Consider the following 13,302-nt stretch of genomic DNA (forward strand, 5'->3'; position numbering starts at 1 on the left):
CACGCATCACACGCGAATCACACATCACGAATCACACATCACGCATTACGCATCACAAGAGATGGGGGAATCGGTCATGGCAGTGACGGCGATGAAGGTCACGTCGTGGTGGGCGGCGCGCCGGGCCCGGGTGACGGGGGCCGGTGAGGCCGGGATGACGACGGCGGAGTACGCGGTGGGCACGCTGGCGGCGTGTGCGCTGGCGGCTGTTCTGTACAAGGTGGTCACCAGCGGGCCCGTCAGCGCAGCTCTTCAGCAACTGATCGTGAAGGCGCTCCATGCGACCTTCTGACGGGACGTCCGGAGGGCACTCCGACGGTGGTTATGTGACGGCCGAGGCCGCGGTGGCGCTGCCGGTGCTGGTGCTCTTCGCCCTGGCCCTGCTCTGGGGGCTGATGGCCGCGTCCGCGCAGATCCAGTGCGTGGACGCGGCCCGGGCGGGGGCGCGGGCCGCGGCCCGGCAGGATCCGCCTCCGGCGGCCGTCGCCGCGGCCCGGTCCGCGGCTCCGCCCGGGGCCCGGATCGGGCTGACACGGGAGGGCGATCTCGTCCGGGTGCGGGTCGAGGCCCGGGCCGCCGGGCCGGGGCCGTTGGCGGTACGGCTGAGTGGGGAGGCGGTGGCCCTTGCGGAGGAGACGGTGGGATGACGCGGGTCTGGCCTCGGTGTGGGTGGCGGCCGTCGCGATGGCGTCCTGCGTGGTCTTCGCGGCGCTGCTGGCCATGGGGCAGGTGGTGATGGCCCGTCATCGGGCGGGCGGAGCGGCGGATCTGGCGGCGCTCGCCGCCGCCGACCACGCCCTCCAGGGGGAGGCCGTGGCATGCGGACTCGCCCGGAAGGTCGCCTCTGCCCAGGGAGCGAGGGTGGTGCACTGCGGGGTGAAGGGTGAGTTCGCGGAGGTGGCGGCGGAGACGCGGGCCGGGCCGTACGCGCTGAGGGTACGGGCCCGCGCGGGCCCGCCGGAGGCGGCGTACACCCCGTGAGGCATCGCCGCCCGTAGCCGCCCGTAGCCGCCCGCAGCCGGCCGTAGCCCGGGCGCGTCGCCGCCCCATCGCCCCTACCCGCTCCGCCGCTCAGTCCGTGTCCGCCGGATCGTTCGGGTCGTGCAGGCCGGTCGGATCCAGCAGGCCGTCCCGGCCGTCCGAGCCATCCCGGCCGTCCGGGTCGGTCGGGGCGTCGGAGAGGAGGCGGGCGAGGAGGCGGATGGCGGCTTTCTTGTCCAGGGGGTCGTTGCCGTTGCCGCATTTGGGGGACTGGATGCAGGAAGGGCAGCCGGCGGCGCACTCGCAGGCGGCGATCGCCTCGCGCGTGGCGCCGAGCCAGCGGGCGGCGGTGTGGAAGGCGCGCTCGGCGAAGCCGGCGCCGCCGGGGTGGCCGTCGTAGACGAAGACGGTCGGCAGGAGGGTGTCGGGGTGGAGGGGGACGGAGACGCCCCCGATGTCCCAGCGGTCGCACGTGGCGAAGAGAGGGAGCATGCCGATGGAAGCGTGTTCGGCGGCGTGGAGGGCGCCGCCGAGGGCCTCGGGGGAGACCTGGGCGTCGTCGAGCTGGTCCTCGGTGACGGTCCACCACACGGCGCGGGTGCGCAGGGTGCGGGGCGGCAGGTCGAGTTTGGTCTCGCCCATGACCTCGCCGGTGATGAGTCTGCGACGAAGGAAGGAGACGACCTGGTTGGTGACCTCGACGGAGCCGAAGCACAGCCGTGCGTCCCCCCAGGGGACCTCGGTGGTGGTCTCCAGGATGGAGATGGTCGTGGTGTCGCGGGCCGTCGTGGAGTAGGGCGGGTCGGCCTGTTCCACCAGGGCGACGGAGTCCTCCAGGTCCAGGTGGCGCACGAGGTGGCTGCGGCCCTGGTGGAGGTGGACGGCGCCCTCGTGGACGGTGGTGTGGGCGGCGGCCCGGTCCACGGTGCCCAGCAGCCGTCCCGTGCCCTCCTCGACGATCTGGACGGGGCGGCCGCCCCCGCCCCGGATGTCGGTGAGGTCGGCGGCGCGCTCGCGGCGGGTCCAGTGCCAGGCGGTGCCCCGGCGGCGGAGCAGCTTGCGGGCCTCCAGCTGGGAGATCACGACCATGGCCTCGGGCCCGAAGAGTGACAGGTCGGCCTCGGTGAGGGGCAGCTCCTCGGCGGCAGCGCACAGGTGGGGCGCGAGGACGTAGGGGTTGTCCGGGTCGAGGACGGTGGATTCGACGGGCTGCCGGAAGAGGGCCTCGGGGTGGTGGACGAGGTAGGTGTCCAGCGGGTCGTCGCGGGCGATCAGGACGGCGAGCGCGCCCCGCCGGGTGCGGCCGGCGCGGCCGGCCTGCTGCCACAGGGAGGCGCGGGTGCCGGGGTAGCCGGAGAGGAGGACGGCGTCGAGGCCGGCGACGTCGACGCCCAGTTCCAGGGCGGAGGTGGCGGCGAGGCCGAGCAGTTCGCCGGTGTGGAGGGAGCGCTCGAGGGCGCGGCGCTCCTCGGGGAGGTAGCCGCCGCGGTAGGCGGCGACGCGGGAGGGGAGGGAACGGTCGACGGCGGCCAGCCGCTCCTGGGCGATGAGGGCGACCAGCTCGGCGCCGCGCCGGGAGCGGACGAAGGCGACGGTGCGCACGCCCTGGACGGCGAGGTCGGTGAGGAGGTCGGCGGTCTCGGCGGTGGCGGTGCGGCGGACGGGGGCGCCCCGCTCGCCGTGGAGCTCGGTGAGCGGGGGCTCCCAGAGGGCGAAGACCAGTTCGCCGCGCGGGGAGGCGTCCTCGGTGACCTCCGCGACGGGCAGGCCGGTGAGCCGGCCGGCGGCGGTGCCGGGCTCGGAGGCCGTGGCGGAGGCGAGGAGGAAGACGGGATCGGAGCCGTAGCGGGCACACAGACGGCGCAGCCGGCGGAGCACCTGGGCGACGTGGGAGCCGAAGACGCCCCGGTAGGCGTGGCACTCGTCGATGACGACATAGCGCAGGGCGCGCAGGAAGGAGGCCCACCGGGGGTGGGCGGGCAGGATCGAGCGGTGGAGCATGTCCGGGTTGGTCAGCGCGTAATTGGCGTACTGGCGCACCCACTCGCGTTCCTCGAAGGGGGTGTCCCCGTCGTAGACGGCGGGCCGGACGCCCTTGCCCAGGGGTTCGGCGAGGGCGCGTACGGCGCGGCGCTGGTCGGCGGCGAGGGCCTTGGTGGGGGCGAGGTAGAGGGCGGTCGCGCCTCGCCCGTTGGGGGCCTCGGAGCCGTCCAGCAGGGCGCTGAGGACGGGGGCGAGGTAGGCGAGGGACTTGCCCGAGGCGGTGCCGGTGGCCACCACGGCCGACTCGCCGCGCAGCGCGTGCTCGGCGACGCGCGCCTGATGGGCCCAGGGGCGTTCGATTCCGGCGGCCCGGATGGCGTCGATCACTTCCGGCCGGATCTTCTCCGGCCAGGGGGCATGACGTCCGGGACGAGGGGGCAAGTGCTCCGTATGAGTGATGCGTGCGGCCCGGCCCGGCCCGGCGGCGAGTCGGTCGAGGACTGTCCGGGGAGCGGGGTGCACGCCCGCCTCCGGCGGGAGTTGATCGTTGGCCATCGACACCGAGTGTGTCACCGGCTTGACGGACAATGGCGCCAAGGCGTCGTGCGCGCCTGCCGGTAAGTGATTGAATGCCATCGCGGCTGCCGATCCATGGGGGGCGACCGCTCGATGCAAGGTGCTGGAGGATCCGTGGACCTGTCCCTGTCGACCGAGACCGTAGGCGACCGTACGGTTGTCCGGGTCGGTGGCGAGATTGATGTGTACACCGCGCCCAAGCTGCGTGAGCAGCTGGTCGAGCTTGTCAACGACGGCAGCTATCACCTCGTCGTCGACATGGAGGGCGTCGACTTCCTCGACTCCACCGGGCTCGGCGTCCTGGTCGGCGGGCTGAAGCGCGTGCGCGCCCATGAGGGCTCGCTGCGGCTTGTCTGCAACCAGGAGCGCATCCTGAAGATTTTCCGTATCACCGGCCTGACCAAGGTGTTCCCGATCCACACCTCGGTCGAGGACGCGGTGCAGGCGACCGACTGACGGTCGCCCGACGGCCGGGTGGCGGTCGGCCGGCGCCTGTTGGCGGCCGCCCGCCGACACACGGCCGCGGCGCCGCACGCGTACGGCCGCACAGCCACATAGCCGCGCCGGGGGGTGACGGGCTCACGGGTCCGGCCCCTCCGCGAGTTCGCCCTGTGTTCCGGCAGTGGGGACGAGCGCACGTACCACCGAGGGGGATGGCATGGCCACCGTCGAACTGCTTTTCAGCGCCCTTCCCGAGCATGTCCGCACGGCCAGGCTCGTGGCGGCCGCGGTGGCGCGCCGGGCGGGGGTCGACGAGGCCGTGCTGGACGAGGTCCGGCTAGCCGTCGGTGAGGCGTGCTCGCGTGCCGTGAGCCTCCACCGCAGCCATGAGATCGCCGGCCCGGTGAAGGTGGTGCTGACGGAGGACGAGAAGAAGTTCTCCATCGAGGTCGCCGACGACGCCCCTCACCCCGGTGTCATGGCCGCGACGGCCGCTGTCGCGTCCGGTTCCGCCGCCCCCGCCGGTTCCCCGGCCCCCTCCGCTTCCGTCCCCGTGACGCCGGAGGAGAGCGAGGACGACATGGGGCTCGCCGTGATCAGCGGCCTGGTGGACGACGTCGAGGTGACGGCGAGCGAGACGGGCGGCCTGATCCGGATGAGCTGGCCGACGACACCGTCGGCCGTCACGCCGTAGCCGGGCGGCCGCCTTCCGCTGTAGTGCGGGGCCTGGCGCCTGTCGTAACTCTGTGTTGCCACCCCGGGTGGGAGTGCCGTTCATGGCCCCTTCGATGCCCCTGAGCCATGCCCTCGCGCCCTGTCGCGCCTTTACCGGTCGATCAATGAATGATCGTTTCTCCTCATGAATGATCGATTCTCCGGGAGATCCCCCGAAGGCCGGACGATCAATTCTTGATCTTCACGATTCCGCCGTGTGGGCGGCCTTCGCGGGAAGTCTTATTCCGTTTGCCGCGCTCTGTTTTGATCTCGCCATGCTCCCTACAATCCGTGCATCTTGAGCTCAGGACGCCTGAGCGTGGCGGCTGTTCCCATTCCTCGTGCCACGGACCGGCCGCGCGCCCATGTGCCAAACGTCTAAGGAGGACGAATGGCGGGGCATTTCACCCCTGAACAGGTGGACTTCACTCAACGACTCGCGGTCGAGCTCACCGACGGCGATCGCAACCTCGTCACGGTGATCGCCGTGGTGGCGGCCGCGGCGCTCGTGGTGGCCGTGGTGCTGGTGCGTCAGGTGCTGGCGGCCGGTGAGGGTACCGACAGCATGAAGAGAATCGCCGCGGCGGTGCAGGAGGGCGCGAACGCCTATCTCGCCCGGCAGTTGCGCACCCTCGGCGTCTTCGCCGTGATCGTGTTCTTCCTGCTGATGCTGCTGCCGGCCGACAACTGGTCTCAGCGCATGGGCCGTTCGCTCTTCTTCCTGGTCGGTGCCGTGTTCTCGGCGGCCACCGGCTACATCGGCATGTGGCTCGCGGTGCGCAGCAATGTGCGGGTGGCGGCGGCCGCGCGGGAGGCGACCCCCGCGGAGGGCGAGCCGGAGAAGGACCTGACGGCCGTCGCCCACAAGGCGATGAAGATCGCCTTCCGTACGGGCGGCGTCGTCGGCATGTGCACGGTCGGGCTCGGCCTGCTGGGCGCGTCCTGTGTGGTGCTGGTCTACGCGGCCGACGCGCCCAAGGTGCTGGAGGGCTTCGGCTTCGGCGCGGCGCTGCTGGCCATGTTCATGAGGGTCGGCGGCGGCATCTTCACCAAGGCCGCCGACGTGGGCGCCGACCTGGTCGGCAAGGTCGAGCAGGGCATCCCCGAGGACGATCCCCGCAACGCGGCCACCATCGCCGACAACGTGGGCGACAACGTCGGCGACTGCGCGGGCATGGCGGCCGACCTCTTCGAGTCGTACGCCGTGACGCTCGTCGCCGCGCTGATCCTGGGCAAGGCCGCCTTCGGCGACTCGGGCCTGGCCTTTCCGCTGCTCGTCCCCGCCATCGGTGTGGTCACCGCGATGATCGGCATCTTCGCGGTGGCGCCGCGCCGCAGCGACCGGAGCGGGATGACCGCGATCAACCGGGGCTTCTTCATCTCGGCCGTCATCTCGCTGGTGCTGGTGGCGGTGGCCGTGTTCGCCTATCTGCCCTCCAGCTACGCGGACTTGAAGGGCGTCGGCGACGCCGCCATCCGGGGGCACGGCGGTGACCCGCGCGTCCTCGCCCTGGTGGCCGTGGCCATCGGCATCGTCCTCGCGGCCCTGATCCAGCAGCTCACGGGCTACTTCACCGAGACCGGCCGGCGCCCCGTGCGGGACATCGGCAAGACGTCCCTGACCGGCCCGGCGACCGTCGTCCTCGCGGGGATCTCCGTCGGCCTGGAGTCGGCCGTCTACTCGGCCGTGCTGATCGCGCTGGGGGTGTACGGGGCGTTCCTGCTCGGTGGCACCTCGATCATGCTGGCGCTGTTCGCGGTGGCCCTCGCGGGCACCGGGCTGCTCACGACCGTCGGCGTCATCGTGGCGATGGACACCTTCGGGCCGGTCTCCGACAACGCCCAGGGCATCGCCGAGATGTCCGGTGACGTCGAGGGCGCGGGCGCGCAGGTGCTCACCGACCTCGACGCCGTGGGCAACACCACCAAGGCGATCACCAAGGGCATCGCGATCGCGACGGCCGTCCTCGCCGCGTCCGCGCTGTTCGGCTCGTACCGCGACGCGATCGCGACGGCCGTGGCGGACGTCCACGCCAAGGCGGGGGAGCTGGGCCTGAGCCTGGACATCTCGCAGCCCAACAACCTGGTCGGGCTGATCCTCGGCGCGGCCGTCGTCTTCCTCTTCTCGGGGCTCGCGATCAACGCCGTGTCGCGCTCGGCGGGCGCGGTGGTCTACGAGGTGCGGCGGCAGTTCCGCGAGCACCCCGGGATCATGGACTACAGCGAGAAGCCCGAGTACGGGCGCGTGGTGGACATCTGCACCAAGGACGCGCTGCGCGAGCTGGCCACCCCCGGTCTGCTCGCGGTGCTGGCCCCCATCGCCGTCGGCTTCTCGCTGGGCGTCGGGGCGCTCGGCTCGTACCTGGCCGGGGCCATCGGCACCGGGACCTTGATGGCCGTCTTCCTCGCCAACTCCGGTGGCGCGTGGGACAACGCCAAGAAGCTCGTCGAGGACGGGCACCACGGCGGCAAGGGCAGCGAGGCGCACGCGGCGACGGTCATCGGCGACACGGTGGGCGATCCCTTCAAGGACACCGCCGGTCCCGCGATCAACCCGCTGCTGAAGGTGATGAATCTGGTGGCGCTGCTCATCGCGCCGGCGGTGGTGAAGTTCAGTTACGGCGCCGACGCCAACAAGGGGCTGAGAATCGCCGTGGCGGTGCTGGCCGTTGTCGTCATCGTGGGCGCGGTCTATCTCTCCAAGCGGCGGGGCGTCGCCGTGGACGGGGGCGACGGCGCGGAGCGGACGGTGTCGCCGGCGGACCCGGCGGTGGTGTCCTGACGCGGCTCCTCCGGACGTAGTTCCTCCGGACGTGGTTTCCCCGACGGAAATGAGCGGAGCACACCGTCCGTACCCTCGCCGAGGTGCGGCGAACGCCACGCCAAGCTTGGTGCAAACGGCTTTAAAAGGGCACAAACGGTGTGCTCGGCTCCCGGCCCCTTCCGCGTGGACGTGTAAGTTCCCGGGCCGAGAGCCATCGAAGGGACCATTCCGGTGAACAAGAAGCTTGTGGCTGCACTGTCCGGTGGGGCGGCACTCGTCCTGGCGCTGACGGGCTGCGGTGGTGGCGACGACAGCGGCAACAAGAAGAAGCTGGACGACTGGGCCAAGCGGGTCTGCGACCAGATGCAGCCTCAGGTGAAGAAGATCACCGACGCCAACGCCTCCATCGCGTCCGTCCTGAACGAGGAGGACTCGAAGAAGATCCAGCAGATCGACTCCGCCGCCTTCCAGGCCAACGCGGACGCGTACAAGGCGCTCGCGACTTCCGTCCAGAACGCGGGCGCACCGCCCGTCAAGGACGGCGAGAGCAGCGAGAAGAACGCCGTCAAGGCGCTCAACGACCTCTCCTCCGCGTACGCCGAGCTGAAGAAGCGGGTGGACGGGCTGGACACGGGCGACAAGTCCAAGTTCAGCGACGGCCTCAAGAGCATCGCCGGGGACATCGCCAAGCTCAGCGGCCGCAGCGACGACGCGCTCAAGAAGCTCCAGTCCGGCGACGTCGGCAAGTCGATGGCGAAGACCCCGGGCTGCCAGAAGCCGGTGGGTTCCCCCACGCAGACCAAGAAGGCGTAGCCCGGCCCGGAAACGAAGGTCCGGGAAGCGAAGGCACAGCCCGGCCAGCCGGCGCGGTCGGCCCCCGGTGCGCCCGTACGGCGCGCCGGGCCTTCGTCGTTCCCCGGGGCCGCCCCCGACAATGGTCCCGTGAGTTCCGTGAGTACGCCCCGCCTTCCCGACGCCGACCCGACGCGCACCGCACGCCTGCGCGAATCCCTGCTGGCCGCCGCCTTCACCGCCGACGGCCTCCTCGACCTGCTCGGCGCCCCCGCCTACGCCGCCCTCGCCCGCAGCGAGACCGTTCCCGCCCTGCGCGCCACGCGCGGCGACGGCCCGCTCGAGACGCTGATCCGGCTCTTCCTGCTCCAGAGCCCCGTCGCCCACGACCGAGCCGCCGCCGCGCTGCCCGTGGCCGACTGCCTCGCCGACGGCTGGCTCGTCCGGGACGGCGACGAGGTGCGGGCCACCGTCGACGTCCGCCCGTACGGCGGCCCCGACGGCCAGGACTGGTGGATCGTCTCCGACCTCGGCTGCGCCGTCGGCGGCGCCGGCGGGATCGCCGGAGGCGGCGGCCCGGCCGGGGTGGACCGCTCGGAGCTCGTCCTCGGCGTCGGCGGCGCCTCCACGACGCTCGCCGGAATCACCGTCCGGACGCCCGTGGAGAGCGCCCTCGACCTCGGCACCGGGTCCGGCATCCAGGCGCTGCACGCCGCCCAGCACGCGACCAGGGTCACGGCCACGGACCTCAACCCGCGCGCGCTCCACATCACGCGGCTCACCCTCGCGCTCTCCGGCGCGCCGGAGGCCGATCTGCGCCAGGGCTCGCTCTTCGAGCCGGTCGCGGCGGAGACCTTCGACCTGATCGTCTCCAACCCGCCGTTCGTGATCTCGCCCGGCGCCCGGCTGACCTACCGCGACGGCGGCATGAGCGGCGACGACCTGTGCCGCACGCTCGTCCAGCGTTCGGCCGACCGGCTCAACGACGGGGGTTACTGCCAGTTGCTGGCCAACTGGCAGCACGTCGAGGGCGAGGACTGGCGCGAGCGGCTGTCCTCCTGGGTGCCGCGCGGCTGCGACGCGTGGATCGTCCAGCGCGACGTCCAGGACGTCGCCCAGTACGCCGAGCTGTGGCTGCGCGACGCCGGTGATCACCGCACCACGCCGGAGGAGTACGCGGCTCGCTACGACGCGTGGCTGGCGGAGTTCGAGGCCCGGAAGGCCAAGGGCGTCGGATTTGGCTGGATCACGTTGCGCAAAACGGGCAGCGACCGCCCGTCGGTGATCGCGGAGGAGTGGTCCCACCCGGTCGAGCAGCCGCTCGGCCCGGCCGTAACGGCTCATTTCGAGCGACAGGACTTCCTCCGGACGCATGACGACGCGGCGCTGCTCGCCGCCCGCTTCACGCTGGCCGACGAGGTCGTCCAGGAACAGGTCGGGCTGCCGGGCGCGGAGGACCCCGAGCATGTCGTGCTGCGGCAGAACCGGGGGATGCGCCGGGCCACCAAGGTGGACACGGTCGGGGCCGGTTTCGCGGGCGTGTGCGACGGGACGCTCCCGGCGGGCCGGATCCTCGACGCCATCGCCCAGCTCGTCGGGGAGGACCCGGTGCTGCTCCGCGACCGCACCCCGGACGCCATCCGCACCCTCGTCGAGCAGGGCTTTCTCTCGCCGGCGGGCGACTGACGGCCCTCCGTCGGCCCCTCGCCGAGCCCCGGGCGACGGCCTCGCCGAGGCCCTCGCCCGGGGCGGCGGAAGCCGTCGTCCGACTCATGGGAAGGCCGGACGGAGGGGTCGTGTTCGCGTCATGTTTCCGCCACGCGTCCCGGCCACCGGGCTCGGCCCGTGCGGCGGGCGGCGGTCGTGGGGCGGATGGGGCCTTCCCGGCAGTGGTGTGACGGTCCGGGCGGCAGACAGGACGCTTGTCGGGTTACCGTTCGAGTGGCGTTGCGGGCTTTTTCCGTTTGACACGGGGGCGGGATGTACCGTCACACTCCGCAGCGTCACGCAACGCCCACACCGAAACGCCCACACCGAGTGTCGACCGGAAGAAGAGCGAAGTTGTCCCCGACCAGCGAGACCGCACAGGGCGGCCGCCGACTCGTCATCGTCGAGTCGCCTGCCAAGGCGAAGACGATCAAGGGCTACCTCGGCCCCGGATACGTCGTCGAGGCGAGCGTCGGGCACATCCGTGACCTCCCGAACGGGGCCGCCGAGGTCCCGGCGAAGTACAAGGGTGAGCCCTGGGCCCGGCTCGGCGTCAACGTGGACAAGGACTTCCAGCCGATCTACGTCGTCAACGCCGACAAGAAGGATCAGGTCAAGAAGCTCAAGGGCCTGCTGGCCGAGTCCGACGAGCTCTTCCTCGCCACCGATGAGGACCGCGAGGGCGAGGCCATCGCCTGGCACCTCCAGGAAGTCCTCAAGCCCAAGGTCCCCGTCCGCCGGATGGTCTTCCACGAGATCACCAAGGACGCGATCCAGGCCGCCGTCGCCAACCCGCGCGAGCTGAACAAGAAGCTCGTCGACGCCCAGGAGACCCGCCGCATCCTCGACCGCCTCTACGGCTACGAGGTCTCGCCGGTCCTCTGGAAGAAGGTCATGCCCCGGCTGTCCGCCGGCCGGGTGCAGTCCGTGGCCACCCGCCTGGTCGTCGAGCGGGAGCGGGAGCGCATCGCCTTCCGGTCCGCCGAGTACTGGGACCTCACGGGCACCTTCAGCACCGGCCGCGCCGGTGACAACAGCGACCCCTCGACCCTGGTCGCCCGGCTGGCGGCGGTCGACGGCCGCCGCGTCGCCCAGGGCCGTGACTTCGGGGCGAACGGGCGGCTGAAGGACTCCGCGCAGGTCCTCCACCTGGACGAGGCGACCGCCCGCGGGCTGGCCGCCGCCCTCGCCGACGCCGCCTTCGCGGTGCGCTCGGTCGAGTCCAAGCCGTACCGCCGCTCCCCGTACGCGCCGTTCCGCACCACCACGCTCCAGCAGGAGGCCTCGCGCAAGCTGGGCTTCGGTGCCAAGGCGACCATGCAGGTGGCCCAGAAGCTGTACGAGAACGGCTTCATCACCTATATGCGTACGGACTCCACCACGCTCTCGGAGACGGCGATCACCGCCGCCCGGGCGCAGGTCACCCAGCTCTACGGCGCCGACTACCTGCCGGAGAAGCCGCGTACGTACGCCGGGAAGGTCAAGAACGCCCAGGAGGCGCACGAGGCGATCCGTCCTTCGGGTGATCGTTTCCGCACCCCCGCCGAGACCGGTCTGACCGGCGACCAGTTCCGGCTCTACGAGCTGATCTGGAAGCGGACCGTCGCCTCCCAGATGAAGGACGCGACCGGCAACTCCGTCACCGTGAAGATCGGCGGCCGGGCGAGCGACGGCCGGGACGCCGAGTTCAGCGCGTCCGGCAAGACGATCACCTTCCACGGCTTCATGAAGGCCTACGTCGAGGGCGCCGACGACCCGAACGCCGAGCTCGACGACCGCGAGCGCCGGCTGCCGCAGGTCGGCGAGGGCGACGCGCTGAGCGCCGAGGAGATCACCGCCGACGGCCACGCCACCAAGCCCCCGGCCCGCTACACGGAGGCCTCGCTGGTCAAGGAGCTGGAGGAGCGGGAGATCGGCCGCCCGTCGACCTACGCGTCGATCATCGGCACGATCCTCGACCGCGGCTACGTCTTCAAGAAGGGCACGGCGCTCGTGCCGTCCTTCCTGAGCTTCGCCGTCGTCAACCTGCTGGAGAAGCACTTCGGCCGGCTCGTCGACTACGACTTCACCGCCTCCATGGAGGAGGACCTCGACCGCATCGCCCGCGGCGAGGCCCAGGCCGTGCCGTGGCTGCGCCGCTTCTACTTCGGTGAGGGCCCCGAAGGCGGCGCCGCCGACGCCGGCAACGGCGACGGCGACCACCTCGGCGGCCTGAAGGAGCTCGTCACCGACCTGGGCGCGATCGACGCCCGCGAGGTGTCCTCCTTCCCCGTCGGTGAGGGCATCGTGCTGCGCGTGGGCCGCTACGGCCCGTACGTGGAGCGCGGCGAGAAGGACGCCGAGGGCCACCAGCGCGCCGACGTCCCGACCGACCTGGCGCCCGACGAGCTCACCGTCGAGTACGCGGAGGAGCTGCTCGCCAAGCCGAGCGGCGACTTCGAGCTGGGCACCGACCCGGGTACCGGCCACCAGATCGTCGCCCGCGACGGCCGCTACGGCCCGTACGTCACCGAGGTGCTCCCCGAGGGCACCCCGAAGACCGGGAAGAACGCCGTCAAGCCGCGTACCGCGTCGCTCTTCAAGACGATGTCCCTCGACACGGTGACGCTGGACGACGCGCTGAAGCTGATGTCGCTCCCGCGCGTCGTGGGCAAGGACGCCGAGGGCGTGGAGATCACCGCGCAGAACGGCCGCTACGGCCCGTACCTGAAGAAGGGCACGGACTCGCGCTCCCTGGAGACCGAGGACCAGCTCTTCAGCATCACGCTGGACGAGGCCCTGGCGATCTACGCGCAGCCCAAGCAGCGCGGCCGCGCCGCGGCCAAGCCGCCGCTGAAGGAGCTGGGCACCGACCCGGTCAGCGAGCGCCCGGTCGTGGTCAAGGACGGCCGCTTCGGCCCGTACGTCACCGACGGCGAGACCAACGCGACGCTGCGCCGTGACGACGACGTCGAGACGATCACGCCGGAGCGCGGCTACGAGCTGCTGGCGGAGAAGCGCGCCAAGGGCCCGGCCAAGAAGACGGCGAAGAAGGCGCCCGCGAAGAAGGCCGCCGCCAAGAAGGCCCCGGCGAAGAAGACCGCGGCCAAGAAGACGACGGCCGCGAAGAAGACCACGGCGACGAAGAAGACCGCCGCGGCGAAGAAGACGACGGCCGCCGCCAAGAAGACCGCGGCCTCGGCCTCGGCCGCGGCGGCCGACGCGGAGTAGGCGGGAAGGCTCGCGCCGAGCATGCCGCAAGGGCCGCCCCCTCGGGGGCGGCCCTTGCCTTATGCCCACCCGCCCGGTATCGCCCTGTATAGGACCCCGGACGTAAGTTCGTATATACGTTCGTATTGACAGTC

Annotated in this window: 10 protein-coding genes; 9 read left to right on the forward strand and 1 reads right to left on the reverse strand. The window is 71.8% G+C overall.

What is annotated here, in order from left to right; all coding sequences use genetic code 11:
* Positions 1–76 precede the first annotated feature (76 nt).
* From EKH77_RS17325 to EKH77_RS17335, 3 genes are read left to right on the forward strand one after another with little or no spacing between them, the layout of a single operon-like run.
* Positions 77–292: a DUF4244 domain-containing protein gene (locus EKH77_RS17325; protein ID WP_411951132.1), complete on the forward strand. Its 216-nt coding sequence runs from the start codon at positions 77–79 to the stop codon at positions 290–292.
* A complete protein-coding gene (locus tag EKH77_RS17330) occupies positions 279–647 on the forward strand; it encodes a TadE family type IV pilus minor pilin (protein WP_126915265.1) in 369 nt (122 codons plus the stop codon). The genes EKH77_RS17325 and EKH77_RS17330 overlap by 14 nt, the downstream gene beginning before the upstream one ends.
* Positions 625–981: an Rv3654c family TadE-like protein gene (locus tag EKH77_RS17335; protein ID WP_126915266.1), complete on the forward strand. Its 357-nt coding sequence runs from the start codon at positions 625–627 to the stop codon at positions 979–981. Before EKH77_RS17330 ends, EKH77_RS17335 begins: the two co-directional genes overlap by 23 nt.
* 90 nt (positions 982–1,071) lie before the next feature.
* Here the strand turns inward: EKH77_RS17335 and EKH77_RS17340 are convergent, their stop codons facing one another.
* Positions 1,072–3,600: a DEAD/DEAH box helicase gene (locus EKH77_RS17340; RefSeq protein ID WP_126915267.1), complete on the reverse strand. Its 2,529-nt coding sequence runs from the start codon at positions 3,598–3,600 to the stop codon at positions 1,072–1,074.
* 54 nt (positions 3,601–3,654) lie between these two features.
* Here EKH77_RS17340 and bldG point away from each other — a divergent pair, with 54 nt between their 5' ends.
* The 6 genes from bldG (at position 3,655) to topA (ending at position 13,168) form a co-directional block, all read left to right on the forward strand.
* A complete protein-coding gene (gene bldG, locus EKH77_RS17345; RefSeq protein WP_030367299.1) occupies positions 3,655–3,996 on the forward strand; it encodes an anti-sigma factor antagonist BldG in 342 nt (113 codons plus the stop codon).
* 202 nt (positions 3,997–4,198) lie between these two features.
* The gene (locus tag EKH77_RS17350) at positions 4,199–4,675 is read left to right on the forward strand and encodes an ATP-binding protein (RefSeq protein WP_126915268.1); all 477 of its coding nucleotides are present in this window, start codon (positions 4,199–4,201) and stop codon (positions 4,673–4,675) included.
* Positions 4,676–5,086: 411 nt separating this feature from the next.
* Positions 5,087–7,477, forward strand: coding sequence for a sodium-translocating pyrophosphatase (locus EKH77_RS17355; protein WP_126915269.1), 2,391 nt, complete (start codon positions 5,087–5,089; stop codon positions 7,475–7,477).
* A gap of 213 nt (positions 7,478–7,690) precedes the next feature.
* Positions 7,691–8,272: a small secreted protein gene (locus EKH77_RS17360; RefSeq protein ID WP_126915270.1), complete on the forward strand. Its 582-nt coding sequence runs from the start codon at positions 7,691–7,693 to the stop codon at positions 8,270–8,272.
* Between the two features lie 129 nt (positions 8,273–8,401).
* On the forward strand, positions 8,402–9,937 hold the full coding sequence (locus tag EKH77_RS17365) for a DUF7059 domain-containing protein (RefSeq protein WP_126915271.1): 1,536 nt from the start codon (positions 8,402–8,404) through the stop codon (positions 9,935–9,937).
* Between the two features lie 375 nt (positions 9,938–10,312).
* On the forward strand, positions 10,313–13,168 hold the full coding sequence (gene topA, locus EKH77_RS17370; protein ID WP_126915272.1) for a type I DNA topoisomerase: 2,856 nt from the start codon (positions 10,313–10,315) through the stop codon (positions 13,166–13,168).
* The last annotated feature ends 134 nt before the right edge of the window (positions 13,169–13,302 follow it).

The organism is Streptomyces luteoverticillatus (genome assembly GCF_003970715.1).
Lineage (GTDB): Bacteria > Actinomycetota > Actinomycetes > Streptomycetales > Streptomycetaceae > Streptomyces > Streptomyces abikoensis.

What these genes read in the sequence shown, in the direction of transcription:
- EKH77_RS17355 (WP_126915269.1), top strand. Translation starts at nt 5,087, where the DNA reads ATGGCGGGGCATTTCACCCCTGAACAGGTGGACTTCACTCAACGACTC.
- EKH77_RS17350 (WP_126915268.1), top strand. Translation starts at nt 4,199, where the DNA reads ATGGCCACCGTCGAACTGCTTTTCAGCGCCCTTCCCGAGCATGTCCGC.
- EKH77_RS17330 (WP_126915265.1), top strand. Translation starts at nt 279, where the DNA reads ATGCGACCTTCTGACGGGACGTCCGGAGGGCACTCCGACGGTGGTTAT.
- EKH77_RS17325 (WP_411951132.1), top strand. Translation starts at nt 77, where the DNA reads ATGGCAGTGACGGCGATGAAGGTCACGTCGTGGTGGGCGGCGCGCCGG.
- EKH77_RS17340 (WP_126915267.1), bottom strand. Translation starts at nt 3,600, where the DNA reads ATGGCATTCAATCACTTACCGGCAGGCGCGCACGACGCCTTGGCGCCA.